Origin of the sequence: Serratia sp. G204Y, assembly GCF_051172435.1 — a bacterium.
In the GTDB taxonomy this organism is placed as follows: domain Bacteria; phylum Pseudomonadota; class Gammaproteobacteria; order Enterobacterales; family Enterobacteriaceae; genus Serratia; species Serratia sarumanii.
In genome coordinates this window covers 276225-302560 of the sequence record NZ_JBPIZA010000002.1, presented here as the reverse complement: position 1 = coordinate 302560, position 26336 = coordinate 276225, and the positions used below count along the sequence as shown (strand labels likewise).

Here is a 26336-nt window from a genome sequence, read left to right as displayed (position 1 = left end):
CGTTTGATTTTTATGGGATGCACACAATGAAATCGTTTAATCGTTCTGGGATCTATCTGGCGGTGATGTCGGCGATGCTGCCGGGCGCCGCGCTGGCGGCCGACGCCACCGATGTCGGCACCATCAGCGTCAAGGGGCAGTCGCTCGGCGGCGGCATGATGGTGCAGGATGACAGCGCCAAGGCGCGCTCCACCGTCACCAAAGAAGCGATGGATAAAATGCCGTCGGCGGCCAACGCCATCGATAAACTGAAATACACGCCGGGCCTGAACGTCAACAGCAACGACGCCAGCGGCCTGAGCGGCGTGGACTACACCATGCGCGGCATGAACTCGGATCAGATCGGCCTGTCGATGGACGGCATCCCGATCAACGACTCCGGCAACTACGCGGTATACCCGAACCTGCTGGGCGATGCGGAGAACCTGGAAGAGGTGTTCGTCACCCAGGGCTCCTCCGAAGCGGACGGCCCGCACATCGGCTCGAGCGGCGGCAACATCGGCCTGGTGACGCGCCGCCCGGCGAAAGACTTCGGCGGTTTCCTCAAACAGACGCTGGGCAGCAATAACCTGAGCAAAACCTTCGCCCGTCTGGAGACCGGCGAATACAACGGTTTCAGCAACTGGATATCTTATTCGCACACCGAGGCGAAGAAGTGGCGCGGCGAAGGGCGCCTGTACTCCGACAAGTTCGAGATGAACTCGCTGTATGAAGACGGCAACGGCAACAGCAGCAATCTGGTGATGAAGTACAACCGCCAGAACAACACCAACTACAACACCCTGAGCAAGGCGCAGTTCCAAAACGATGGGCGTGGTACCGATTACGCCACCACGCCGGAGTACAACAGCAAAGGGCAGTTGAACAAGTATTACAAGATCGAACGCAACCCGTTCGAGAACTTCACGCTATCGTTCACCCAGAAACTGCAGCTGCGCGACGACCTGTCGCTGACCCTGCAGCCGTATTACTACTGGGGCAACGGCGGCAGTTTCAACGGCCAGACGGCCTCGGTATTGTCCAGCACGTCGGACAGAGCCGGGCAGTATGACCTCAGCAACCTGCAGTCCAACACCTATTACCGCCCGTCGTGGACCCAAACCTGGCGGCCGGGCATCACCACCAAGCTGAAGTGGGACATCAACGAGCAGCACAGCCTGGATATCGGCTACTGGTATGAGCGTGCGCGCCAGCTGCAAACCCAGCCGTTCATCAGCATCAAGGACGACGGCAACCCGGCGCAGATTTGGGGAAAACCTGGCGGCTCCGATCAGGTGAAGGACGCCAACGGCAATACGGTGCAGGGGCGCAACCAGTACACCATCACCCCGGCGCAGAAGGTGTGGCTGCAGGATACCTGGTTCGCCACGCCGGACTGGACCTTCGTCGGTGGCCTGGCCTATCAGTATGTGGAGCGCAAAGGGGACAACCGCGGTAGCCTGTACAACGTGCCGGAGAAGCGCAAAGCCACCTATCATGAATTCCTGCCGAACTTCAGCGCCAGCTATAAGGTGAATCAGGAAAACCAAGTGTTCTACAACCTGACGCGCAACATGCGCACGCCGCCCAACTACGTGCTGTACAACGTCGGCGACTCGCTCAGCACCAAGCCTGAGCTAAGCTGGAACCACGAATTGGGCTGGCGTTTCCAACAAGAGGACATGCTGCTGAGCGCCACGCTGTTCTACATGCGCTACAGCGATCGCCAAATCTCCACCACCAACGCGGCCGGCGACTACGAGATGATGAACATCGGTAACGTGGAGAACAAAGGGCTGGAGCTGGAGTGGAGCGGCCAGTTGCCGCATAACTTCAACTACTACACCTCGTATACCTACACCGAATCGAAGCAGAAGAACGACATCGTCAGCAACGGCGGGCTGCCGCTGCCGACTTCCGGCAAAGAGGTGCCGAACGTGCCGAAAAACCTGCTGAACATGACGCTGGGTTATGACGACGGGCTGTATTACGGCAGCGTCAGCGGCAAGTACGTCAGTGCGTTCTACGGCGATCTGACCAACGACGAGAAGATCGGTGGCCGCACGGTGTTCGATCTGGCGGCGGGCGTGCATCTGCCGGTGGACAAGAAAATCGTCAAAAGCGCCGCGCTGCGCTTTGGCATCAGCAACCTGTTTGACAAGGAATACCTGACCTCGGTGCGCACCACCACCTTCAACGCGGCGCCTTACGGCGGCGTGAGGGCCAGCACGCCGTATTACAACGTCGGCGAAGAACGCACCTTCAGCGTCTCGCTGGAAGCCACCTTTTAACTGAATGCCCCGCCGCCTGCCGGGCGGCGGGGAAGAGGAGCCCTGTATGGACGCCAATCTGTTGCACGACATTATTTTCTACGTGATGTACGCCGCGCTGGCGATTGCGCTGGTGATCATCATCGAACGCACGCTGTACTTCGCCTATACCCAGCGCCAGGCGCGCCGGCTGGAGCAGGCGCTAACGCCGGACGTGCGCCGCGCCGCCGATCTGCCGGACGAGCTGACCCAGCGCAACAGCCTGCCGATGACGGTGATCGCGCCGGTATTGGCGCAGAAACACCGCGCCGGCGACCGCGAGGCGATCGGCGATCTGATCGACGCCCAGTACCTGCTGAGCAAGCCGCCGATGGCGCGCGGCCTGTGGCTGCTGGAAACCGTGGTCACCGCCGCGCCGCTGCTGGGGCTGCTGGGCACGGTGATGGGGATCATCGAAACCTTCAAGGCGCTGGCCGCCTCGGGGGTGTCCGAGCCGAGCCTGGTGTCGGCCGGGATGGGCACCGCGCTGTACGCCACTGGCCTCGGCATCGCCATCGCGCTGCTGTGCCTGGTGGCCAACAACTTCCTGCAGAGCCGCATGGAGCGCATCAACGAACTGCTGAAGGTGCTGCTGATCCGCGCCGGCCAACCGGCCAGCCGCCCGGAGAGCGGCAGCAGCGAACAATGGGTTGACAGCGGGGCGCCGCGCTATGCCTAATGGCCATCCAGTACGGCGGCCGCTCGGCCGCCTTTATACGGCATTGTGGGGCGGTTGTTTGTTGATGTTGAGCCAGAGCGCCGCGGCGCGTTTTGCTATTCCCGGCTATGAGCTGGTGTACACCGCACCGGTGGAAACCGCGCTGCAGGCCGACGACCTGCGCAACACCGCCGAGGTGTGGCGCGAGATGTTCGACGCGGCGAAAACCCGCATCGATCTGGGGCAGTTCTACGTGGCGAATCAGGACGGTTCGCTGCTGGACGGCGTGCTGCAGTACCTGAAGGCGGCCGGCGAACGCGGGGTGAAAATCCGCTTTTTGCTGGAAGATAAGGGCATTCGCATTTCTACCGCCGAGACGCTGGAACAGCTGAAGGCGATCCCAAATCTGGAGCTGCGCATCATTCCTTACCAGAAGCTGAGCGGCGGCATTCTGCACGCCAAATATCTGCTGGTGGACGGCGAGCAGGCGTTCGTCGGCAGCCAGAACTTCGACTGGCGTGCGCTGGAACACATTCACGAAACCGGGCTGCGCATCAGCGACGCCAAGGTGGTGGGGCAGATCCAGGCGATCTTCGAACAGGACTGGCAGGCGCAGGCGCTGTTGGCGCAGGATAAGCCGGTGCCGGCGCTGCCCGATTCGCCGCCGACGGCGCAGCCGCAGGGCAACTATCTGGCGGCCAGCCCGCGCGCCTACAACCCGGCGGGGGTGATTGATTCGCAGGCCGAGCTGCCGCGCCTGCTGGCCGGCGCCAAGCGGCGGGTGCGGGTGCAGGTGATGGATTACGCGCCGCTGTCGTTCGGCCCGGAACGCAGCCGCCCCTTCTATGCGGTGATCGACAACGCGCTGCGCAGCGCGGCGGCGCGTGGGGTGCAGATCGAGCTGATGGTGGCCAACTGGAACACCAAAAAGCCGGATATTGCCTGGCTGAAGAGCCTGGCGCTGGTGCCGAATGTGCAGATCAAGGTGGTGACCATTCCGCCGGCCAGCAGCGGCTTCATTCCGTTCGCCCGCGTCATCCACAGCAAGCTGATGACCATCGACGATGAGATTGCCTGGGTGGGCACCAGCAACTGGACCGGCGGCTATCTGGACAACTCGCGCAATCTGGAGCTGGTGATGCACAGCGCGGCGATGAGCGGGCGGTTGGACAAGCTGTACCAACAGCTGTGGAACAGCGTCTACGCCGAACCGTTGCGGCTGGATTACGACTACCCGCCGCCCAAGCCGGGCGGAGAATCCTGATGAGCAGGGCGCGGTTCACCTCCGCGCCCTGTGTTTTTTAGCGCCGCCAGCCGGCCTTCTCCAGCGCCGTCACCAGCTGCTCGGCGCTCAACCCTTCCGCCCGGTGGCCGTTGCCGCTGACGGTATTGGCCGCCAGCAACGCATTCACGATCGCTTCTTCCACCGCTTCCGCCGCGGCGGCGAACAGCGCCGAAATATAGTCGTTGTTCACCATGCGCAGCGGCGTGGTGAAGGCGCCTTTATTGGCGTAGTCGGCGGGCGGCAGGCCGTCGTTGCCGGTGGCGAAGGCGATGAAAATGTCGCCGCTCGAATCCTCGGTGCCGCCGCCGGTGCGGGCGATGCCGATGCTGGCGCGCTGCGCCAGCCGCGCACACTGGTGCGGCAGCAGCGGCGCGTCGGTCGCCAGCGCCACCACGATGGAGCCCATGCCGGGATGCGGCAACTGCGGCGTGAACGGCGAGGGGAGATGTCCCAGATGCCGGCCTACCGGGTAACCGCCGACCAGCAGCGACTCGCGCTTGCCGTGGTTGGCCTGCACGATGGCGCCCACCGTCCAGCCGCCCTGATCGGCGGGCAAGCGGCGCGACGCGGTGCCGCTGCCGCCTTTGAATTCATGGCAGATCATGCCGCTGCCGCCGCCGACCGCGCCCTCCTGCGGCAAGCCGCCCCGGGCCGCCTGCTGCGCCTGGCGCACGTGCTCGGCCTTGACGTGAAAGCCGTTGATGTCGTTGAGCAGGCCGTCGAAGGTTTCCATCACCACCGGCATATTCCAATACACCGCGTTGTCGCCCGCGGGCAGCGTTTCACGCTCCAGCGCGATCAGCGCATCGCGCACCACGCCCACGCTGTGGGTGTTGGTGAAGGCGATCGGGCTGGTCAGCAGGCCCGCTTCGCGCACCCATTCCAGGCCGGTGGCGTCGCCGTTGCCGTTCAGCACGTGCACCCCGGCAAAGCAGGGGGCGTGGCGGGCGGAACCGGGGCGCGGTTCGATCACCGTCACGCCGGTGTGCACGCTGCGTCCGTCCGCCAAATCGGCATGGATGCTGGCATGGCCGACGCGCACGCCGGGCACGTCGGTGATGGCGTTCAGCGGGCCGGGCGTGCCCTGTCCGATGATAATGCCCAGATCCTGAGCGCGCTGCGTCATGGTTATTCTCCTTCTATTGAGGGGGCGGCGAGGGGCGCCGGTTGGCGGCCGCGCAGATGGTTCAGCGCCAGCCCGAAGCCGATGATGCCGGCAATGATAATAAAGTCTTTCAGGCTGCTGGCGATCAAAATCGTCCACAGCACGTACAGGCAGCACAGCAGCGCCACCACCACCGGCAGCGGCCACAGCGGCATCAGGTACGGGTGGTGGAAGTGGCGGCGACGGCGGCTGATCAGCGCCGCCACCGCCATGATGATGTACACCAGCAGCAGCAGGATCACGGTGAACGAGGTCAGCGATTCGAGATCGGAGCAAAACGCCAGCAGCGCCGACGGCACGCCGAACAGCAGGGTGGCGATCCAGGGGGTGCCGAAGCGCGGGTGGATGATTTTCAGCGCCCGGTTAAACGCCGGCAGCCAGAAACCGTCACGCCCGCTGGCAAACATCATGCGGCTGAACTGCGCCACGATGGCGATGATGGCGTTGAACACCGACAGATAAATCGCGCCGCTTACCACCCGCGCCAGCGTCGGGCCGCCGAGCTGGGTGACCACATAGCCGACCGGATCGGCCTGTTTGGCCATCTCCGTCAACGACGGCGAGCCGATCAGCAGGGCGGTGAACGGCACCAGCTCCACCAGCACCACGATGAACAGCGTCAGCATGATCGCGATCGCCATCGGTCTGCCCTGTTCGCGCATGTCTTCCGCCATGTACACCGCCGCGCCGTAGCCGTTGTAGGAGAACAGCGCGACCCCGACCATGGCGACGATCAGCGGCAGCGACACCGGCGCCAGGCTGCCCTGCGCGTCCAGCATCACCGGCGCGGTGAGGATCTCCGTGCTCTGATGCGGGTGGCTGAAGCCGAGCCAGGCGATCAGCGCCAGCACCGCCACTTCCACCACCAGAAAGGCGCCGGTCAGCAGGGCGTTGGCCTTGATGTTGAAAATGGCGCAGATGCCGCCGACCAGCACGGTGAGCATGCCGGCGGTCGAGGCGTCGAACTGGGTGCCCAGCGCGGTGTTCAGGTAGGGCACCGCGCCGGTGGCCAGCACCGCCGGCACGAACAGCGAGGCGCTGAGGATAAACAGATAGGTCTGCAACCCGCACAGGGTGCCGAACAGGCGCTTGATGATGCTGTATTCGCCGCCTGCGCTGGGGTGTGCGGCGCCGAGTTCGGCATAGCACAGCGCGATGGCGGCGGCGACGCAGGCGGCGATCAGAAACGACAGAAAGGCGCCGCTGCCGGCGTTGGCGATCGCCAGCGGGGCGATGACGAAGATCGAACTGGCCGGCGTCACGCCGGACGCGGTGATCATCACCACGTCGAGGACGCTGAGATTGCCTTTGAAGGTGTGTTCAGGGGCGGACTCTTTCATGGGATAACGACTCCATTAACGTGTGAGTGAATTATTGTTTTGCTGCACAGGCTGTACGCAGGAATCAAATGGAGCGCGCGGAAAATCCCCTGCGCCTTTCAAGCCGCAGCGTTGTTGGCCGCAGATCATTCGCACCAGTCACTTACTTAAGTAAGCTCCTAGAGACGAATGACTTTGCCGCCTGGCTGCAACTTGAAATTCGTTGGGGATAAGTTTGTTATTTTTATCCCGACGGGAAGCTGAAGCTGGCTCGCCGGGCATCGCCGGAGGACGGCCAGCGCTGGGTCACGGTCTTGCGTTTGGTGTAGAACCTGACGGCGTCCGGGCCGTAGGCGTGCAGATCGCCGAACAGCGAGCGCTTCCAGCCGCCGAACGAGTGGTAGGCCACCGGCACCGGCAGCGCCACGTTGATCCCCACCATGCCGACCTGAATGCGGCTGGAGAAGTAGCGCGCCGCCTCGCCGTCGCGGGTGAACAGACAGGTGCCGTTGCCGTATTCGTGGGCGTCGATCAAGGCCATCGCCTCCGGCAGCGACGCCGCGCGCACCACGCCGAGCACCGGGCCGAAGATCTCCTCCTGATAGATGCGCATGCCGGGCGTCACGCGATCGAACAGCGTCGGGCCGAGGAAATAGCCCTGGCTGGGGCGGCCGTCGGCGCCGGTCACGCTCAGTTCGCGGCCGTCCACCAGCAGCTCGGCGCCTTCGGCTACGCCCTGATCGATATAGCCTTTCACCTTCTGATAATGCTGTTGGGTCACCAGCGGCCCCATGTCGTTGCGGTTGTCGCTGCCGGGGCCGACGCGCATGGCGGCCATCTGTTGCCGCAGCCCGGCGATCAGCGCTTCGGCGGTGCCGTCGCCCACCGCCACCACCAGCGGGATGGCCATGCAACGCTGGCCGCAGGAGCCGAAGGCCGCGCCCATCAGCGCGCCGACCGCACCGGGGATATCGGCGTCCGGCAGCACCACCGCGTGGTTCTTGGCGCCGCCCAGCGCCTGCACCCGTTTGTTCTGCGCGCAGCCGGTGTGATAGATGTGCTCCGCCACCGGCGTCGAACCGACGAAACTGATCGCCTTCACGCGCCCGTCATGCAGCAGCGTCTCCACCGCTTCGCGATCGCCGTTAACCACGTTGAGCACCCCCGGCGGCAGCCCGGCCTCCGTCGCCAGCCTCGCGATATACAGCGCGGCGGAAGGCACGCGCTCGGAAGGCTTCAGCACGAAGGTGTTGCCGCAGGCGACCGCCATCGGCCACATCCACAGCGGCACCATCGCCGGGAAGTTGAACGGCGTGATGCCCGCCACCACCCCCAGCGGCTGAAACTCGCTCCAGCTGTCGATGCCCGGGCCGGCCTCTTTGCTGTGTTCGCCCTTCAGCAGTTCCGGCACATAGCCGGCGTATTCGATATTCTCGATGCCGCGCTGCAGTTCGCCCAGGGCGTCGCTGAGCACCTTGCCGTGCTGGGCGGTGATCAGTTGGCAGATGGCGTCGGCGTGCTGCTCCAGCAGATCCTTGAGCTTCATCATGATGCGCGCGCGCTTCAGCGGCGGGGTGTCGCGCCAGGCGGGATAGGCCTGTTCGGCGGCGGCGATGGCGCGCTCCACCGTGGCGCGGTCGGCCAGCTGCACCTCCTGCGCCGATTGGCCGGCGGCCGGGTCGTAAACCGGCTGGCTGCGTTCGCCGCCGGCGGCGGGCTCGCCGTTGATCCAATGGGTAATGGTCATGGTTCTCTCCTTATTCGGTGGCGTTGAGGGCGTCGCCGACGGCGTTAATCAGCGCATCGATCTGCGCTTCGCTGCTGATGAACGGCGGCGCCAGCTGCAGGGTGTCGCCGCCGTAGCGCACGTAAAATCCGCTTTCCCAGCAGCGCATCGCCGCCTCGAAGGGGCGCCGCGCCGGTTCGCCCGGCCGTGCCGCCAGCGTAATGCCGGCCGCCAGGCCGATGTTGCGAATGTCGGCGACGTGTTTGGCTCCCTGCAGGCTGTGCACCGCGCGCTCGAAATAGGGCGCCAGCGCCTGTACGCGCTCCACCATCTGTTCGCGCTGCAGGATGTCCAGCGTCGCCAGCGCGACCGCGCAGCTGACTGGGTGGGCGGAGTAGGTGTAGCCGTGCGGGAATTCGAGCTGGTAGTCCGGCTCGCCGCCGTTCATGAAGGTTTGGTAGATCTCCGGCCGCACCACCACTGCGCCCATCGGCTGCGCGCCGTTGGTCACCTGTTTGGCGATGTTCATGATGTCCGGCGTGACGCCGAACGCCTCGGCGCCGGTCATCGCGCCGCAGCGGCCGAAGGCGGTGATCACTTCGTCGAAGATCAACAGGATGTCATGCTGGGTGCAGATTTCGCGCAGGCGCTGCAGGTAGCCGACCGGCGGCACGATCACCCCGGCGGAGCCGGAGAAGGGTTCGACGATCACCGCGGCGATCGTTGAGGCGTCGCGCAGCGCGATGATGCGGTTGAGCTCTTCCGCCAGCTCCGCCCCCTGTTGCGGCATGCCGCGCGAAAAGGCGTTGCTGGCCAGCAGGGTATGCGGCAGGTGGTCCGCCTCGGCGCCGGCGCCGAACGTTTTGCGGTTGCCGGCGATGCCGCCGACCGAGATGCCGCCGAAGTTAACGCCGTGATAGCCCTTTTCCCGGCCGATAAAGCAGGTTTTGCCCGCCTGGCCTTTGGCGCGCCAGTAAGCGCGCGCCATTTTCAGCGAGGTGTCCGCCGCTTCCGAGCCGGAGCCGGTGAAGAACACGTAATCCAGCCCTGCCGGCGTCAGTGCCTTGATCTTGTTGGCCAGTTCGAACGACAGCGGGTGGCCGAACTGAAACGCCGGCGAGTAATCCAGCGTCGCCAGCTGGCGCTGGGCGGCATCGGTGATTTCCTGCCGGCCGTGCCCCAATCCGCAGCACCATAATCCGGACAGGCCGTCGAAAATCTTTCTGCCGTCATGGCTGGTGTAATACGCCCCCGCGGCCTGAGTAATGATGCGCGGCTGCGCTTTAAAATTACGGTTGCCGGTAAAAGGCATCCAATGGGCCTCTAACCCTTCGGCATCGAGACTATTTAGCGGGTGATTTTCAGCGGCCATGTTTTCCTCCGAACAGGAAAATAAGAGCGATTAATGAAATAAACCGAGTTGTTAACGAATTGTTGTGCGAAATTGACTATGTACCGCTTGTTCTCTACTGTGAATAATCATATGTCGAAACTTACTTAAGGTTTTATGCAAGTAAAAAAGCGCGCGCTGTTAGGGCAATTGTCGGATATGGATCTGCGTTTGCTGCGGGTATTCAAGGCCGTGGTCGACTGCGGCGGCATGAGCGCCGCCGAGCTGGAGCTGAACATCAGCCTGTCGACCATCAGCAAGCACATCAAGGATCTGGAGCAGCGGCTGGGCCTGACGCTGTGCCAGCGCGGGCGCGAGGGCTTTGCGGTCACCGACGAGGGGCTGTTGATCTACCAGGAAACGGTCAACCTGCTGGCGGCCACCGAGGCGTTCCGGCGCGGGGTGGACGAGGTACACCAGCGCCTGGGCGGGCAGCTGCACGTGGCGATATTCGACCATACGGTCAGCAATCCGCAGGCGCAGATCGGCCGAGCCATCGCGTTATTCAGCGAGCGCGCGCCGGAGGTTTCTTTGCAAATGTACGTGGAGCCGATTAATACCATTGAACGCGGCGTAATTGACGGGCAATTTCAGGTTGGCGTTATTCCCATGCACCGCAGCGCGGAAAGTTTATCTTATCATTCGTTATTCAGTGAGAGGATGTTCTTATATTGCGGCGCGCAGCATGAATTATTTTCCGCCCCCCATGAAACATTAAATTGGGATCTGCTGCACAATTATGCCTTCGCTGGATTAGGCTACCATTCGCCGAATATGGAACTGAGCCTGCAGCAACATTTGCATCGCAAGGCGACGGGGTTCGCGCAGGAGTCGATCGCCACGCTGATCCTCTCCGGCAAATACGTCGGCTTTTTGCCGGATCACTACGCGGCGTTTTTCGTGGCGCAGAACCTGATGCGGGCGATCAAACCGGCGCTGTTCCGCTATCACTGCGAATACTCCAGCGTGCTGCGCCGCTCGCCGGTGCCGCAGCGGGTGGTGAAGCTGTTCCATGAGTGCCTGCTGGCGGCCCACGGAACAGCGTGACGCTTACTGCTCTTTCTTCTTGCCGAAGATTTTGATCAGCGCGCCGACCAGGATGCCGACCGCGATGCCGGCGAAGATCCAGCCGATGATGCCCATTTCCTTAACTCCTGCTAGTGCGTTGATCTGATTATACCCGTCATACTTGAAACTGCATCTGTGTTGGCTGCGAGTGCGTACGCCAGTCACTGACTTGAGTAAGCTCCTGGCGAGCCGCCTCTTGCCGCCGGGATGCAGCTCCAACTATTTAGAGTAGAAATAGTCATTCGACGCGAAATGCCTCTTCGATCATCCGTTGCCGCTGCGCCGGCGCATAGTCGATCCAGGAATTCTTGCTGTTGGATTTCTCCAGCGCCACCGCCAGTTCCTGGCCGGAAATCGGCAAATCGTCCTGCCAGAACGGCGCGATGGCGTGGCGGGTGATGAAATCGGTCAGGTAGCTCTCCGGGCTGCCCTGCCAGTGCGGGTACAGGCGCGCGGCCAGCTCGGCCATCAGCGCGCGTTGCTGCGGCTGTTCGCTGCTTTCCAACAGGGCAAGGAACGGCAGCAGCAGGCGGCCGCAGACCTGGCCGTGGTGGTAGTCGCGCAGCGCGCCGATCTCGCCGGCGATGCCGTGGATCACCCCCAGCCCGGCGGCGCTCAGCGTCAGCCCCCCAAGGTACGAAGCTTGCATAATCGCTTCGCGCGCCGCGTTGCTGCGGTTGAGCGCCGGCCATGCCGCAAGGAAGTGGCGGATGCCGCTCAGCGACATGTCGCGCGTCATGGTGCCGGCGGTTTTCGACAGATAGGCCTCGAACAGGTGGGTGAAGGCGTCGATGGCGCAGTAGGCCAGCACCTTGTCCGGCGCGCCGGCCAGCAGCTGCGGATCGAGAATGGCGGTGTGCGGCACGAAGTTATTGTGGCGCAGCGAGGCCTTCACTTTGCTGACCTGGGTGTCGGTGATCACCGCGTTCTGCGTCACCTCGCTGCCGGTGCCGGCGGTGGTGGGAATGGCGATCAGCGGCAGGGTGGCGCCGCTGATTTTGCTGTCGCCCACTTTTTCCATATAGCGCAGCGTCGGCAGCGGATGCTCCACCAGCGCGGAGAACGCCTTGGCGGCATCCAGCACGCTGCCGCCGCCGATGGCCACCACGCGCCGCGCCTGGCCGCGCCAGCGCGCCACCCAGGCGTCAATTTCCTGCGGTGACGCCTCGTGGCTGACGATCTCGGTGCCGATGAACAGTGGCGCCAGCGATTCGCGCAGGCCGGCGTACACCGGGCCGTTGAGAAAAGATCGGCAGCTGAACAGCAGCGTTGGCTGCGGATCGGCAAGCAGCAGCGGCGGCAGTTGCCGGATGCTGTCGTGGCCGAACCAGGTCTGGCGGTTGGCGATGATGTAGCTGACGGACATGAGGTCTCCTTGACGGCGTTGCAGGGCGCGATGCCACAGCATAAGCCAGCGGGCGCAGAGCGGCCACCGCTTTCCCCGCTGCGGCAACTTGTGAGTTGTTTAACATGTAAACGATCGCGTTCTTGCATTTCGGCGCGCCTGATGCTTTTTTTAACAGTACCGGCCGTCATGCGGCCAACCCCATCCGAAATCGGTAGATTGTTAATGTATTAATAATGGCGAGGCGGGTATGGATATTCAGGTTGAACGCTTGTCTGCGGTGATCGATGCGGTGGCCAGCCCGCGCTTTTATCCCAGCCTGTTGAACTGGCTGGAAGGGTTTTTCGCCTTCGACAACGCCATTGTCTATGCCTTCGAACGCGGCCGGCCGCCGCGCTGCCTGATCAAAACCGAGCGGGAAAACAGCGATGCGGTCAACCAGCTCTACCAACAGGGCGCCTATCTGCAGGATCCGTTTTACCGCGCGCTGAACGACGGCGGCGCAGGCGAGGTGCTCACGCTGCGCCAGCTGGCGCCCTGCGGGTTTTATCACAGCGACTATTACCGTAATTTTTATCGCAAGACCGGCTGGCACGACGAGGCCGGCGTGCTGCTGCAGCTGACGCCGGAGCGCGGGCTGGGGGTGTTCTTCGGCTCGGCGCGCCGCACGGTGGCGGTGCGCTACCCGCAGCGGGCGGATCTGCGCAGCGCGCTGACGCTGGTGAAAAGCGTGGCGCGGCTGCACGGCGAAGTGGTGGCGGCGCCGGCCGAGGCCGCCACGGGGAACGACGATGGCGCGCAGGCGCGCTATCTGCTGACGCCGCGCGAGCGCGAGATTGTCGATCTGATCCTCGCCGGCTGCGGTTCGCAGCAGATTGCCGACCGGCTGTTCATCAGCCTCGGCACGGTAAAAAATCACCGCAAGAACATCTACGGCAAGCTGAACATCGGCTCGCAGGCCGAACTGTTCAGCCTGCTGCTGACCGCCCCGCAGCGCCGCAGCGCGTGAATGTATCGATCTATCCCCTATAGCTTTCAAGCTACAGCTAGGCGGCCAGGACGAGCGTCCCCAGGAGCTTACTTAGGTAAGTGACTGGGGTGAACGTCAGCAGCCAACAACGCTGTAGTTTGAAAGATGAAGGGGGACGAATGTCCCTAAGGGGACATAGCGGCACGGCTGCCGCCTCCCGATAATCCGATGTCATGGCATAGGCAATCGGGAGTGCGGCAGTGAACAACGAAATCGAGTCCTTAACCTACTACGCGGCGACCAAAAAATACGATCTGCGCTTCCCGACGCTGGAAGAGGATCTGGACGTCGACGTGGTGATCATCGGCGGCGGCTTCTCCGGCATCAACACCGCGCTGGAGCTGGCGGAGAAGGGCATCACCAACATCGCCATTCTCGAAGGCCGCTATCTGGGCTACGGCGGCACCGGGCGCAACGGCGGCCAGGTGATGGCCGGCATCGGCCACGATCTGGAGAAGATCAAGCGCCACGTTGGCCCGGCCGGGCTGGAAACCATCTTCAAAATCAGCAACCTCGGCGCCGGCATTATCCGCGAGCGCATCAAGAAATATGATATCGACGCCGACTTCTGCTTCGGCTACGGCTATCTCGGCAGCAACGCGCGCCAGGAGAAGACCCTGCGCGGCTGGCTGAAGGAGTTCAAGGCGGTAGCGCCGCAGGAGGAGATTGAGCTCTACACCGGGGCGGAGGTGAAGCAGGTGGTGGGCTCCGACGCTTACACCTGCGCGCTGAAACACATGGGCGGCGGCCACGTGCATTCGCTCAACCTGCTGCTGGGCGAGGCCAAGGCGTTGAGCGGCTACGGGGTGAAAATCTTCGAGAACAGCAGCGTGCTCAACGTGGAGTATGGCCCGCGCATCACGGTGCGCACCGCCATGGGCTCGGTGCGCGCCAACAAGATGCTGTGGGCCTGCAACGGCTTCCTCAACGGCATGGAGCCGCAGATCTACCGCAAGACCATCAATACCTACGCCTTCCAGTTGGCCACCGAGCCGCTGTCTGACGATCTGATCCGCCAGATCAGCCCGATCCGCGGCGCCTACAGCGACATCCGCCCGGTGATCGACTATTACCGGGTGACCAACGAAAACCGGCTGCTGTTCGGCAGCGCCACCCGCTTGATCGAATATTTCCCGTCGGATCTCAAGGCCTGGAACCGCAACCTGATGCTGAAGGTGTTCCCGTACCTGAAAGACGTGAAGATCGATCTGGCCTGGGGTGGCCCGCTGTGCTGCAGCGCCAACCTGTTCCCGCAGATCGGCACGCTGCCGGATCGCGACAACGTGTTTTACGTGCAGGGCTACTCCGGCTTCGGCGTGACGCCGAGCCACATCGTGTGCAAGGTGCTGGCGGAGGGCATGAGCGAAGGATCCGATCGTTACGATCTGATGAGCTCGATCCCGCACGTCAACATCTTCGGCAAGGACAAGCTGCGGCGGGTGATGACCACCGCCGGTAAGGTTTGGCACCAGACATCCGGCTACTGGAAAGGCCGCCGTTAACCCTCAGAGGAGAATCTCATGAAACCGTTACTGCTTAAACAACCGCTGCCGGAACTGCTGGAGATCGGCAGCGTCAGCAACCTGGGCGCCACGGTGATCGCCGGCACGCCGACCGTCGGCGTGGCCAGCATCTTCGGCGAACCGACCGACAACCTGAACTGCGGCGTGTTCAGCTGCACCCGCGGCAGCTTCGTGATGGAGTATCCGTTCGCCGAGCACGCCACGGTGTGGGAAGGCAGCGCGACCCTGACCAACGAACGCACCGGCGAATCGGTGCAGTATCAGGCCGGCGATTCCTGGTTCGTCGAGAAGGGCACCCCGGTGCGCTGGGACATCACCTCGGATCGCTTCGTCAAACACTACCTCGCCATCGTCGAGGGCTGACGCCGTCATGCCCCCCTCGGCCCGCTGAGGGGGAGCGCCTTAGCCTAACGCCCGCGCAATAAAATCGGTCACCCGCTTGAGGATCCGATCCTTATTGGTTTCGTTAAAGCTCTCGTGCCGCCCGCCCGCATTGATCATCCGTTCGAAATCGTCGCCGCGCAGACGATCGAGCGCGGTTTGCGTTTCGCTCATCAGCACCAGCCGATCGTCGTCGCCGTGGATCCACAGCGTGGGCAGCGCGCCGAAGCCCGGCCCGGCGTTGATGGCGGCGAGGATCCGCTGCATGGCGCGCAGGGTGGGGCGCTTGAACGGCCCGTGCCACACCAGCGGATCTTCCTGATACGCCGCGCCAACCGCCGGATCGCGCGCCAGGGTAGCGGTATCCAGCGGCGCGTCGGGGATCGTCGGCAGTTCGGCCAGATCGGAGATCGCCGTTCTGTCGCCAAGCAGCGGGCCGGACAGCACCAGCGCACGCACCTCCTCGCCGTAGCGCTGCACGTAGCGGGTGGCGATCATGCCGCCCATCGAGTGGCCGATCACCACCAGCGGCAAGGTGGGGTATTGCTGCCGGAAATGGCTGACCACGCGCTGCACGTCGTCGACCGCGGCGTCATAATCCTCGATCAGCACGCGTTCGCCCTGCGACAGGCCGTGGCCGAGATGGTCGGGGCCGAACACCCGCGCGCCCTGTGCCTGCAGCGTGCGCGCCACGTATTGGTAACGGCCGAGATGCTCGCCGTAGCCGTGTATCAGCAGCGCCAGATAGCGCGGCTGGTCATTTCCCCAATCATGCACGGCGATGTCGCCGTGACGGCCTTTGATAAAGCTGACGGTTTGTTCGGGCATCTTATTGTTCTCATGGTGGTAGGGTTGCCCTTCAGCGTAGCGGCTGGCGGCGAGGTTGTCAGGGGCGCCGGGTGCGGCGCCCGCAGAGAGGGGGTTACAGGCCGAACTGGCGCGCCAGCTCGTCGAGCGCTTCGCGCTGGAAGCGGTTGAAGGCGTCGCGCGGCTGCTGTTGCTGGATAAACGCCAGCAGCGGATCCTGCACTTCAGTGCGCACGCCGCTCAGCTGTTCCATCACCGCCAGCCCGCAGAACGGCACGTAGGATTCGGCATAGCCGCCTTCGTGCACCATCACCAGCTTGCCGCCGCACAGCCGGTCGGCGGCGTCCTGCACCAGCGCGGTCATGGCGCGGAAGCTGTCGCTGTGCAGCTGCATGCGCGCCAGCGGATCGAGGGCGTTGGCATCGTAGCCGCAGGCGACGATGATCAGCTCCGGCTCGAATTTTTCCAGCGCCGGGATGATGATGCGCCGCATGGCGTGCAGGTAGCCGTCGTCGCCGGCGCCGGCCAGCATCGGCACGTTAACATTGCAGCCCGCCCCGTCGCCTTCGCCGCGATCCCGTTCGCCGGAGTAGCCCGCCGGGAAGCAGCCGTCCTGATGCAGCGACAGCGTCAGCACGTCGCCGCGTTGCCAATAGATGTGCTGGGTGCCGTTGCCGTGGTGCACGTCCCAGTCGAGCACCGCCACCTTGCCGAGGCCATGGCGAGCCTTGGCGCGCTCGATGGCGATGGGAATATTGGCCAGGAAGCAGAAGCCCATCGATTGATCCGGCAGGCAGTGGTGGCCCGGCGGGCGCGACAGCGCATAGGCGTTATCCAGCTCGCCCTGCAGCACCGCCTCCACCGCCGCGCAGGCCAGCCCGGCGGAGAGCTTGGCGATTTCATAGCTGCCCGGCCCCAGCGGCGCTTCCTCTCCCAGCAGGCCGCCGCCGCTGTCGCTCACCTGTTTGAAACGCTGCAGGTAGTGGGCGGGGTGAATGCGCAGCAGGTCTTCTTCCGTCGCCGGTTCGGCGCTCAGCAGGGTGAGCTGGCGCGACAGCCCGGACACGTCCATCAGGTTCTTCATGCGCCGTTTGGTTTCCGGCGACTCGGCGTGGCCGGCGCCTGAAGGCGGTTGCACCCAGCCGCCGACCGGCAGGGTAGTGGCGTGCAGGCCGGTGCTGTGCCAGAAACAGCGTTCATCAAACAAGAAACCGGTTGTTCTTTTCACCTTTCTCCTCCTGTTATACGGCGCGGTGCGCGCGGTGAAGCCAGCGAAATCAACAGCAGCGACAGCAGCGCGCAGCCCAGCGCGCCGAACAGCAAGGCGTTGAAACCGCCGGAAGATTCGATCAGAGAGCCGGCCAGCGTCGGGCCGATGGCCATGCCGCCGCCGATCACCAGGTTGATGCCGTTCATCAGCTTGCCGTCGTTATCCAACCCGGCGACGCGCGCCAGAATGAACGGCAGCACGAAGGTCCAGGTGAACTTGAACAGCAGGGCCGCCAGGGCGAAGCGCAGCAGCAGGGGCTGGCTCGTCAGCAGCGCCACGCTGGCCAGCAGCAGGGCGTACCCCAGTACGATCGGGCGTCCGCCGCCGAAGCGCGCGCCGATCAGCGCCGCGGCCCCCGCGCCGACGATGCCGAGCAAGGTGGCGACGGCCAGCACCTGGCCGCTGTGGGCCGGCGACAGCCCGGTGCCGGCGGCGATGCCGCCGATAAAGGTCCAGACCGCGCTCAGGCTGATGTAAAAGGTCAGCACCGCCAGCACGGCGCACAGCTTGCGCGCCAGCGAGGCGGCGGGGCCGCTGCGGGCGGCGCGGGCAGCGGTGAAACCGTTGGGGAACGCCGGGATGAGCGGCAGGCAGCACAGCATGATGGCCGCCAGAATCAGGTAGACCGCCATCAGGCCGAAGTGCGCGAACAGCGGCGGCAGCACCAGCAGCCCGACCGCGCCCAGCACCAGCTGGCCGAGCACCCAGAAGGCATAGACCCGGCTGGGATTGGCGGTGCCGGCGGCGCAGGTGATGCACAGGATCATCAGGGTGCCGCCCGCCAGCGAGGCGATAAAGCGCAGCGGCAGCAGCAGGGTAAAATCCTGTGCCAGCGCCGAAGCCAGGTTGCCGGCGATAAACACCAGCGCCGACAGCGTAGCGACCCGCCGCCAGTTGATGCGCCCGATCCACCACCACGCCGGCAGCGTGGCCAGGCTCATGGCGCCGAGTTCGGTGGAGAACAGGTGGCCGATCTGCGCCGGGCCGAGCTGCCACTGCGCGGCGAGCTGGGCGGCCACGGCGGGGGCGGTCATCAGAATGCCCGGCGCGATGGCGGCGAAGACGATAATGGCGGTCAGCAGCCGCGGCGGGCAGGGGAGCGCCGCGCCGACGGCGGGCGCGGAAACCGAATCACTGGACATAAACCTTTTCCCCAAGCGTTGAGTGACGATGAAATATCCCGCCCGGCCCGATTGCGGGCAGGGGGAGGCCGCGCCATAAATGGCGAAGACGTTTTGGCGTTATTTTCCGGCCGTCGGCAGCGGCGGCCGTTATCGGGCGTTAACCGTGGGCGAGAAAGCCGCCGGCGACCAGTTCGGTGCGGTTCACCACGTCGGTTTTGGCGAAAATATTGCGCATATGGGTTTTCACCGTGGACAGCGAAATGCCCAGCTTCAGGGCGATGCGCTTATTGCTGGCGCCTTCGCGCACCAGGTTGACGATCTCTTGCTCTTTGGCGGTCAGCATCTGCGCCTCGCCGTCGGGCAGCAGATCGCGCGTCGCCAGCTCGATCAGCGGCAGCACCGCGCGCAGGCGGCCGCGCTCCACTTCGGTAAACGGCGTATCGCGGATCAGCGATACCCCGGCGACGATGCGCTTGCGCTGGCGGATGAAGATCTCCGTCATGTCGCGCATATCGTTCGGCAGCATAAAGTCGTGGTAATAGCGGCGGTTGCCGGCGATCGCCGCCGGGCTCATGCCGACCATGGTGATGTCCTGGCGATGGAAATTGGCCGGTTGCAGCGGGTCTATCTGCTGGAAGTGGTTCAGATACTGCTGATGCGTTTTATCGGGCATGCCATACAGGATGTAATGATCCGGCCGCAGGTCGCGATCGACCAGATAAAACACCCCGGCGGACACCGGGATCAGGTGCGTAATGGTCGCCAAACAACTGTTGATAAAGGCATCGGATGCTGTGCTGTGCATGATTCGTGTTCCTCCCTTTATCGTTCAATCTGGAGAAGGTTGGCGGTCAATATATGAACGATACAAGCATAGTTGTAGCAATTTGGCAACACAATAAAAACATATTAACAACGTGAGGCCGATTGCAATAAAACACATAAATAACAAGATGACACTGCGTTAATCAGGGCTTTTCGGTTCGGATTTATCGCGATTTTCATTAATAGGTTAATGAAATAATTCACCGCTTTTCCCGCTGAATTTACAGCGCTTTTCAATGTTTGCCCGGACGAAGCCCTCACCGCCCTGCGCGTGCTACAGCCGATGCCGTCGCCGTCGTCCCTCGTTCTTAAGAACGATAGCCAGGCTTTTCCGCCGCTTCCTACACTGCGAATTGAAGATAGCGCCAGGCGGCGCCAAACGTATAAGACGAAAAAATGATGACCTTTCTCGGGCTGAGGCGTCGGGTTGTTCAGTCCGCATGACCATACGGGGAACGAACGATGCAGAAAAAAACGTTGGCGGTGGCGTTGAGCGGCGCCTTATCGGGCCTGGCGCAGGGGGCGGACGCCGATCGCCCCAATGTGCTGATCATTCTGGTGGACGACATGGGCTACTCCGACATCAGCCCGTTCGGCGGTGAGATACCGACGCCCAACCTGCAGGCGTTGGCCGAACGGGGCGTGCGCATGAGCCAGTACTACACCTCGCCGATGTCGGCGCCGGCGCGGTCGATGCTGATGACCGGCAACACCAATCAGCAGGCCGGCATGGGCGGCATGTGGTGGTATGAGAGCACCGCCGCGCAGCCGGGCTATGAAATGCGCCTGACCGACCGCGTGACCACGCTGCCGGAGCGCTTTCGCGACGCGGGTTATGCCACCATGATGGCGGGCAAATGGCACCTGGGCTATGTCGACGGCGCCAAACCGACCGATCGCGGCTTCGAGCGCGCCTTCGCCTTTATGGGCGGCGGCACCAGCCATTTCGACGATGCGAAACCGCTGGGCACCGTGGAGGCGTTCCACACCTTCTACACTCTGAACGGCAAACGCGTGTCGTTGCCCAAAGATTTCTACTCCAGCAAGGCCTATGCCGATCAGCTGGAACAGTGGATCCGCGATACGCCGCAAAATAAGCCCGTCTTCGCCTATCTGGCCTTCACCGCGCCGCACGATCCATTGCAGGCGCCGGATGACTGGATCGCCAAATTCGACGGCAAATACGACGCCGGTTACCAGCAGGCCTATCAGCAGCGCATTCAGCGCCTGAAAGCGCTGTGGCTGATTTCCGAGCGCACGCCGATGCCGACGCTGGCGCTGGATAAGGCCTGGAACGCGCTAACGCCCGAGCAGCAAAAATATGAAGCCAAGACCATGCAGGTGTACGCGGCGATGATCGCTTACATGGACGATCAGGTCGGCGCGGTGCTGAACACCCTGAAGCAGACCGGCCGCGACCAAAATACGGTGATCGTGTTCGCCACCGACAACGGCGCCAACCCCGCCAGCGGCTTCTACTACGGCTCGAAGCCGGAGTATTGGCGGCAGTTCGACAACAGCTACGCCAACCTCGGCCGCAAGGGCTCGTTCATCTCCTACGGGCCGCACTGGGCCAACGTCAGCAACGCGCCGTACGCCAATTACCACAAAACCACCAGCGCGCAGGGCGGCATCAATACCGATTTCATCATCTCCGCGCCGCGGCTGAAGGGGCGCGGCGGCATCGACCGCACGCCGATGGCGGTGTATGACATCGCCCCGACGCTGTATGACTATGCCGGCATCGACGCCAACAAACCGCTGAAGGCCAAACCGACGCTGCCGATGGTCGGCGTCAGCTTCAAACGCTATTTCAGCGGCGAGGCTGACCGCGTGCCGCGCGCGACCTACGGCGTGGAGCTGCATAACCAGGCCGCCTATGTGGACGGCGTCTGGAAGCTGCGGCGGTTGGTGAAGGCCGGGCCGACGGCGCAGATGGCGCCGTGGGGGCTGTTCAACCTGCATGACGATCCGCTGGAAACGCGCGATCTGGCCGCCGCCAACCCGGAGCGAGTCAAACGGCTGAGCGAGGCGTATCGCCGCTTTGCGCAGCAGGGCATGGTCATTGAAGCCAAAGGCGCAGCGATCGACTACCTCGGCGTCGACGCCAGCACCGGCGACTACATCGGCCTGGATCCGTTGACCCACAAACCGTTGCCGCAGGCGGCGCCATGAACCTGGCCCAGCTGCGCGCGCAGCAGATCCCGGTAGAGAGCGAACCGCGCGCGGCGGTGCCTTTTCATCTGTTGGTGAAGCCGATCGGCGCCGGCTGCAACCTGGGCTGCCGCTACTGCTACTATCCGCAGCGCCAGCAGGAGCGGACGCGCAAGATGGACGACGACCTGCTGGCGGAATTTATCCGCGGCTACATCGCCGCCCAGCCGCGTTACAGCCGCGAGATCAACTTCGTCTGGCAGGGCGGTGAGCCGCTGCTGGCGGGGATCGGTTTTTACAAGCGCGCGCTGGCGTTGCAACGCCGCTACGCGCCGCCGGGCGTGCGGATCAGCAACAGCCTGCAGACCAACGGCACCCTGCTGAACGACGCCTGGTGCCGGCTGTTCCGGCAGCATCACTTTATCCTCGGCGTCAGCCTGGACGGCGATCGCGAGGTGCAGGACGCCCACCGGCCGGACAAGCGCGGCGGTGCCAGCTATGACGCCGCGCTGCGCGGCATTGCGCTGTTGCAGCGCCATCAGATCGATTTCAACCTGCTGATGGTGGTGCACGACGGCGTCGCGGATCGCGCCGAGGCGATCTACGATCATGCGGTGGCGATCGGGGCGCGCTATCTGCAGTTCCAGCCGCTGATGCTGGAAGGGGATGCGCCCACCGCCGGCTATGGGCTGAGCGCCGCCAACTGGGGGCGTTTCATGCTGGCGGTATACCGCCGCTGGCGCAGCCGCGGGCACGTCGGCCAGGTGTTTGTGATGAACATCGAACAGGTCTACGCGCAGTATTTCACCCACGTCAGCCCCAGCTGCGTACACGCCGAACGCTGCGGCGGTAATCTGGTGATGGAGCCGGACGGGCGGCTTTACGCCTGCGATCATCTGATCAACGCGCAGCACCTGCTCGGCCATGCCGATCGCCACACGCCGCTCGCCACCCTGGCGGCAAGGGCGGCGGAGATGCCGTTCGGTAAAAACAAGAGCCTGCGCCGCGAGTGCCAACGCTGCAGCGTGAAAAGCGTCTGCCAGGGCGGCTGCCCGGCGCATGTGGGCGAAGATCGCTACAACCGGCTGTGCGCCGGCTATTACGCCTTCTTTTCCGCGCTGCTGGCGCCGCTGCGCGCCTACCCGCGCAGCCCGCAGGGAGCGATGCAGTGGCGCGCCGCCGTGAGCGCGGCCGCAGGTTGAAACCGTCTCGTCCTTAAGGACGATAGTCAGCATTTTCCTTTCCTCTCTATAGTGAGATGACCGCCGCTGGCGGTGAAAAACCTGCAAGCACCTGCATGCATCAGGCCAAAACTATAAGAGGAAATAACCATGAACCTGTCGTCGCGGTTGCACGCCCACCTGGCTCGAGGCAAGGTCGGCTTTCCCACCACCCTGGCCAGTTCGGTCGGGGTGATCATGGCCAGCCCGGTGATCCTGACGGTCACCAGCGGCTTCGGCATCGGCGGCGACACCTTCGCGCTGGCGATGCTGATCGCCTTCATCATGATGCAGGCGCAGCTCACCACCTTCTCCGAAGCGGCGGCGCTGCTGCCGACCTCCGGTTCGGTTTACGACTACATCTCCTGTGGCATGGGGCGCTTTTTCGCCATTACCGGCGCGCTGTCGGCCTACCTGATCGTGCACATCTTCGCCGGTACCGCCGAGACCATTCTCTCCGGCATCATGGCGCTGGTGAACTTCGAGCACCTCAACACCCTGATGGAAAGCCACAACGCCTCCTGGATGGTCGGCGTCGGGCTGGTCATCGTATTCGGCCTGCTCAACGCGTTCGGCATCGAGGCCTTCGGCAAGGCGGAGATCGTGCTGACCTTCGCCATGTGGAGCACGCTGGTGATTTTCGGCATCGTCGGGCTGCTGTCGCCGCATGCGGTGCCGCTCGAGGGCTGGTTCGGCAGCACGCTGAGCCTGAACGATCCCTTCGCGGTGTTCAGCCTGATCGGCATGGCGATGTTCATGTTCGTCGGCTGTGAGCTGGTGACGCCGATGGCGCCGGAGATCAAACGCTGCGATCGGGTGATCCCGCGCGCGATGGCGCTGGGGCTGTGCGGCGTGGCGGTGTGCATGGCGCTGTATGGCGCGGCGCTCAGCCACCAGGTGGAAAACGTGGTGATCGACGCCGCCAGCGGCGCGCGCCTGCTGGAAACGCCGATGGCCATCCCGGCGTTCGCAGGCCAGGTAATGGGCCAGTTCGGCAAATACTGGCTCGGCGTCGGCCTGCTGTTGGCGGGCGCGGCGACCATCAATACGCTGATGGCGGCGGTGCCGCGCATTCTGTACGGCATGGCGCTGGACGGCGCGCTGCCGCGCATGTTCGCTTATCTGCACCCGCGCTTTAAAACGCCGGTGGTCGGCATTCTGGTGGCGGTATTGATCCCCTGCGTACACGCCTTCGCCATTCAAGGCAACCTCGACAGGATCATTCCGCTGGTGCTGGCGGCGGTGTGCGCCTGGGGCGTGGCCTACCTGCTGGTGACCTGCTCGGTGGTGATCCTGCGCGTACGCCGCCCCGATCTGCCGCGCGCCTATAAATCGCCGTGGTTCCCGCTGCCGCAGATCGTCTCCAGCGTCGGCATCGTGTTGGCCATCGTTTACATCACGCCGCCGGGAATGAACCCGAGCGACATCTACATTCCCTTCGGCTGGATGATCGGCCTGACCGCCGCCTATGCGCTGTTCTGGACGCTGTGCGTGCAGAAAGTGAATCCGTTCAAGCCGGTGCCGGTCGAGCAGGTGCTGGAAAACGCGTTCGCCAAAGGTGAAAACGAGGAGGCGCAGTTTGATCGGCTTACTTCCCTCACTTAATCGCGCCTGGCGGCGAGCGCCGTCGGGCTATCGGCCGGGCGCCGCGCTGGATCGTCTGGCGCGCAACCTGGAACCCTACGCGTGCGAACGCCTGGCACCGGGCCTGCTGCGGCTGACGCTGCCGCAGGGGCCGCAGATCGAGATCGGCGAACAGGTCCAGGGGCTGTTTATGGCGCATATCGTCAGCCACCGCTTTCGGTTGCAGGGCGCGTGCGCAGCGCAGCCCCCGTTGACGCTGGACGTGGTGACCGGCGGCTGGCTGCGGCGGCGCGGGGTGCGTTATCTGCTGCGCCAGCGCCATGCGGCCGCGCAGCGGTTGCTGGACGGCCTGCAGCGCTACCCGCAGATCGGCGAGACGCTGGCGCAGCTGGATTTTCGCCGCGTGCGGCTGACGGCGAACGATGGGCGCTGGCAGGTGGATATTGAGCATTTCGCCGCGTCGGAGGTGGTCAGCCGTTTGCCGGCCGGCCGCCGCTACCTGCGGCTGGATGCCGAACAGCGGCGGCTGCTGTTGAGCAGCCTGCTGATGATCGGCCAACTGATGGAGAAGCTGAATCATGAATAGAGTGGTTGTGATTACCGGCGGCGGCACCGGCGTCGGTGCCGCCTGCGCCCGTCTGCTGGCGGCGCAGGGCGATCGGGTGTTCATCATCGGCCGCCGCCCGGAACCGCTGGCGGCGCTGGCGCAAGAGATCGGCGCGCAGGCGCTGGTGGGCGATGCCGCCAGCGGCGAGAGCTGGAACCACGCGCTGCTGCCGGCCATTCTGCGCGAAGCCGGGCGCATCGACTGCCTGATCGGCAGCGCCGGCGGCATGGGCTTCAAGCGCATCACCGAGATGACCGACGCGCAGTGGCAAGGGGCGATGGACAGCAACCTCAACAGCGCTTTCGCCAGCGCGCGCGCCTGCCTGCCGGAGCTGATTAAAAGCGGCGGCAACCTGCTGTTCGTGGCCTCGATCGCCTCGCTGGCCGCCGGGCCGGAGGTCTGCGGTTACGTCACCGCCAAGCACGCGCTGATCGGGCTGATGCGCTCCATCGCCCGCGACTATGGCCCGCTGGGCGTGCGCGCCAACGCGGTGTGCCCGGGCTGGGTGACCACGCCGATGGCGGACGAAGAGATGCAACTGCTGATGGACGCCCATCAGATTTCGCTGGAGCAGGCTTACCAGATGGTCTGCCGCGACGTGCCGCTGCGCCGCCCGGCCAGCGCCGAGGAGATCGCCCGCGTCTGCCGTTTCCTGTGTTCCAGCGAGGCTTCAATCATTACCGGCGCGGCGCTGGTGGCCGACGGCGGCTCCACCATCGTCGATGTGCCGACCCTGGCTTTCACTTCCCTGTAAGGAGCATTTCCATGAGTTCAGAAGCGGTATTCATTCAGGTTGGCGCGTTGGCGGAAGGCTTTGCGCCGCACAGCAATACGCTGGAACGGCAGCACGGGCTGGCGGGCGCCACGCTGACGCTGTGCTTTAGCGACGGCGCGACACAGCGCTGCCGGTTTACCGACGAGCAGACGCTGGAGTGGGGCGAACGGCGCGGCGTCGCCTATCGCGCCACCAGCATTCGCCCCGGCGTGCTGTTCATCGATTTTCTCGATCCCGCCCGCGCCAACGCCAGCATTACGCTGGTATGCGACCGCAATCAGGGCAACTTCACCGCGGTATACGGCCAGCTGCCGGACGAAGCGCAGGCGCGGCTCGATGCCTTCAGCCGGGTGGAGCAGGGGCTGCCGCTGACCGCGGTCGGGGCCGAATTCCGCTTCGGTACGCTGGACGACGCCGACGTGGCGCCGCCGGGCTTTACCGATGAGCTGATCGGCATGCGCAACATGTACACCTACAGCCCGACCGAGCGGTACGAGCACATCTACCTGAACGATAACTTCTACGCCTGGCAGTGTCTGGACGGGGTGGAGAAAGGGCTGGCGGACGTCGATCGCTGCCACTACGTGAAGGTGGCGGAGCAGCTTTATCTGTTCGTCTGGCGCGAGAAGATCATCCCGACGTTGGGCGTGGTGATGATCGATCTGCAGGGCATGCGCACCGACGGCAAGATCCTCGGTTATCAGGGCAGCGATTTCAGCGCGCTGAGCAACTTTGCGGTCGGCGCCCATGCGCAGGTGCTGAACACCACGCGCCACCCGCGAGAATAGGGCG

22 protein-coding genes are annotated in these 26336 nt (G+C 64.1%); 13 read left to right on the top strand and 9 right to left on the bottom strand.

Translation table 11 applies throughout. The annotated features are described in order from the left end of the window. Positions 1–26: 26 nt before the first annotated feature. The 3 genes from ACSBQQ_RS15820 to ACSBQQ_RS15810 are packed head-to-tail and all read left to right on the top strand — an operon-like array spanning position 27 to position 4210. A complete protein-coding gene (locus ACSBQQ_RS15820) occupies positions 27–2270 on the top strand; it encodes a TonB-dependent receptor family protein (RefSeq protein ID WP_033636947.1) in 2244 nt (747 codons plus the stop codon). A gap of 46 nt (positions 2271–2316) precedes the next feature. Further along, positions 2317–2967, top strand: a complete 651-nt coding sequence (locus ACSBQQ_RS15815) for a MotA/TolQ/ExbB proton channel family protein (protein ID WP_060428719.1) — start codon at positions 2317–2319, stop codon at positions 2965–2967. Further along, entirely contained in the window at positions 2960–4210 is a 1251-nt protein-coding gene (locus tag ACSBQQ_RS15810) for a phospholipase D-like domain-containing protein (protein WP_060428718.1), read from the top strand. The genes ACSBQQ_RS15815 and ACSBQQ_RS15810 overlap by 8 nt, the downstream gene beginning before the upstream one ends. A 37-nt stretch (positions 4211–4247) precedes the next feature. On the opposite strand, the gene ACSBQQ_RS15805 is transcribed toward ACSBQQ_RS15810, so the two are convergent. The 4 genes from ACSBQQ_RS15805 to ACSBQQ_RS15790 form a co-directional block, all read right to left on the bottom strand. Continuing rightward, positions 4248–5357 carry a P1 family peptidase gene (locus ACSBQQ_RS15805; protein WP_060422584.1) on the bottom strand — a complete coding sequence of 370 codons (1110 nt, stop codon included), beginning with the start codon at positions 5355–5357 and terminating at the stop codon, positions 4248–4250. A gap of 2 nt (positions 5358–5359) precedes the next feature. Further along, positions 5360–6736 carry an APC family permease gene (locus ACSBQQ_RS15800; protein WP_060422582.1) on the bottom strand — a complete coding sequence of 459 codons (1377 nt, stop codon included), beginning with the start codon at positions 6734–6736 and terminating at the stop codon, positions 5360–5362. A gap of 223 nt (positions 6737–6959) precedes the next feature. Next, complete coding sequence (locus ACSBQQ_RS15795; protein ID WP_060428717.1) at positions 6960–8462, bottom strand: CoA-acylating methylmalonate-semialdehyde dehydrogenase; 1503 nt, start codon at positions 8460–8462, stop codon at positions 6960–6962. 10 nt (positions 8463–8472) lie between these two features. After that, complete coding sequence (locus ACSBQQ_RS15790; protein ID WP_060428714.1) at positions 8473–9813, bottom strand: aspartate aminotransferase family protein; 1341 nt, start codon at positions 9811–9813, stop codon at positions 8473–8475. Between the two features lie 135 nt (positions 9814–9948). Here ACSBQQ_RS15790 and ACSBQQ_RS15785 point away from each other — a divergent pair, with 135 nt between their 5' ends. Beyond that, complete coding sequence (locus tag ACSBQQ_RS15785) at positions 9949–10878, top strand: LysR family transcriptional regulator (RefSeq protein WP_033648549.1); 930 nt, start codon at positions 9949–9951, stop codon at positions 10876–10878. A 259-nt stretch (positions 10879–11137) separates the two neighbouring features. Here the strand turns inward: ACSBQQ_RS15785 and ACSBQQ_RS15780 are convergent, their stop codons facing one another. Next, positions 11138–12265, bottom strand: coding sequence for an iron-containing alcohol dehydrogenase (locus tag ACSBQQ_RS15780; protein ID WP_060428713.1), 1128 nt, complete (start codon positions 12263–12265; stop codon positions 11138–11140). A gap of 229 nt (positions 12266–12494) precedes the next feature. Here ACSBQQ_RS15780 and ACSBQQ_RS15775 point away from each other — a divergent pair, with 229 nt between their 5' ends. The 3 genes from ACSBQQ_RS15775 to ACSBQQ_RS15765 all read left to right on the top strand — a co-directional run bounded on the left by ACSBQQ_RS15775 (position 12495) and on the right by ACSBQQ_RS15765 (position 15160). Next, entirely contained in the window at positions 12495–13253 is a 759-nt protein-coding gene (locus tag ACSBQQ_RS15775) for a helix-turn-helix transcriptional regulator (protein WP_033652842.1), read from the top strand. Between the two features lie 221 nt (positions 13254–13474). Continuing rightward, positions 13475–14776, top strand: coding sequence for an NAD(P)/FAD-dependent oxidoreductase (locus tag ACSBQQ_RS15770; RefSeq protein ID WP_033636959.1), 1302 nt, complete (start codon positions 13475–13477; stop codon positions 14774–14776). A gap of 18 nt (positions 14777–14794) precedes the next feature. Then, a complete protein-coding gene (locus ACSBQQ_RS15765; protein ID WP_019454941.1) occupies positions 14795–15160 on the top strand; it encodes a cupin domain-containing protein in 366 nt (121 codons plus the stop codon). Positions 15161–15199: 39 nt separating this feature from the next. Here ACSBQQ_RS15765 and ACSBQQ_RS15760 read toward each other — a convergent pair whose 3' ends face one another. The 4 genes from ACSBQQ_RS15760 to ACSBQQ_RS15745 all read right to left on the bottom strand — a co-directional run bounded on the left by ACSBQQ_RS15760 (position 15200) and on the right by ACSBQQ_RS15745 (position 19184). After that, complete coding sequence (locus tag ACSBQQ_RS15760) at positions 15200–16006, bottom strand: alpha/beta hydrolase (RefSeq protein WP_060428710.1); 807 nt, start codon at positions 16004–16006, stop codon at positions 15200–15202. Between the two features lie 94 nt (positions 16007–16100). Next, positions 16101–17213: a class II histone deacetylase gene (locus tag ACSBQQ_RS15755; RefSeq protein ID WP_060428708.1), complete on the bottom strand. Its 1113-nt coding sequence runs from the start codon at positions 17211–17213 to the stop codon at positions 16101–16103. Further along, positions 17210–18397 carry an MFS transporter gene (locus ACSBQQ_RS15750; RefSeq protein WP_060428705.1) on the bottom strand — a complete coding sequence of 396 codons (1188 nt, stop codon included), beginning with the start codon at positions 18395–18397 and terminating at the stop codon, positions 17210–17212. The genes ACSBQQ_RS15755 and ACSBQQ_RS15750 overlap by 4 nt, the downstream gene beginning before the upstream one ends. Positions 18398–18536: 139 nt before the next feature. Continuing rightward, the gene (locus tag ACSBQQ_RS15745; RefSeq protein WP_033636963.1) at positions 18537–19184 is read right to left on the bottom strand and encodes a helix-turn-helix transcriptional regulator; all 648 of its coding nucleotides are present in this window, start codon (positions 19182–19184) and stop codon (positions 18537–18539) included. Positions 19185–19666: 482 nt separating this feature from the next. On the opposite strand from ACSBQQ_RS15745, the gene ACSBQQ_RS15740 reads away from it, so the two are divergent. The 6 genes from ACSBQQ_RS15740 (at position 19667) to ACSBQQ_RS15715 (ending at position 26332) form a co-directional block, all read left to right on the top strand. Next, complete coding sequence (locus tag ACSBQQ_RS15740) at positions 19667–21379, top strand: arylsulfatase (protein WP_060428703.1); 1713 nt, start codon at positions 19667–19669, stop codon at positions 21377–21379. Beyond that, a complete protein-coding gene (locus tag ACSBQQ_RS15735; protein WP_060428701.1) occupies positions 21376–22560 on the top strand; it encodes an anaerobic sulfatase maturase in 1185 nt (394 codons plus the stop codon). The genes ACSBQQ_RS15740 and ACSBQQ_RS15735 overlap by 4 nt, the downstream gene beginning before the upstream one ends. A gap of 129 nt (positions 22561–22689) precedes the next feature. Continuing rightward, the gene (locus tag ACSBQQ_RS15730; RefSeq protein ID WP_033636966.1) at positions 22690–24183 is read left to right on the top strand and encodes an APC family permease; all 1494 of its coding nucleotides are present in this window, start codon (positions 22690–22692) and stop codon (positions 24181–24183) included. Next, complete coding sequence (locus tag ACSBQQ_RS15725) at positions 24158–24748, top strand: DUF3156 family protein (protein WP_060428699.1); 591 nt, start codon at positions 24158–24160, stop codon at positions 24746–24748. Before ACSBQQ_RS15730 ends, ACSBQQ_RS15725 begins: the two co-directional genes overlap by 26 nt. Next, positions 24741–25523, top strand: a complete 783-nt coding sequence (locus ACSBQQ_RS15720; protein ID WP_033648535.1) for an SDR family NAD(P)-dependent oxidoreductase — start codon at positions 24741–24743, stop codon at positions 25521–25523. Before ACSBQQ_RS15725 ends, ACSBQQ_RS15720 begins: the two co-directional genes overlap by 8 nt. A gap of 11 nt (positions 25524–25534) precedes the next feature. Then, on the top strand, positions 25535–26332 hold the full coding sequence (locus tag ACSBQQ_RS15715; protein WP_060428698.1) for a MoaF C-terminal domain-containing protein: 798 nt from the start codon (positions 25535–25537) through the stop codon (positions 26330–26332). The last annotated feature ends 4 nt before the right edge of the window (positions 26333–26336 follow it).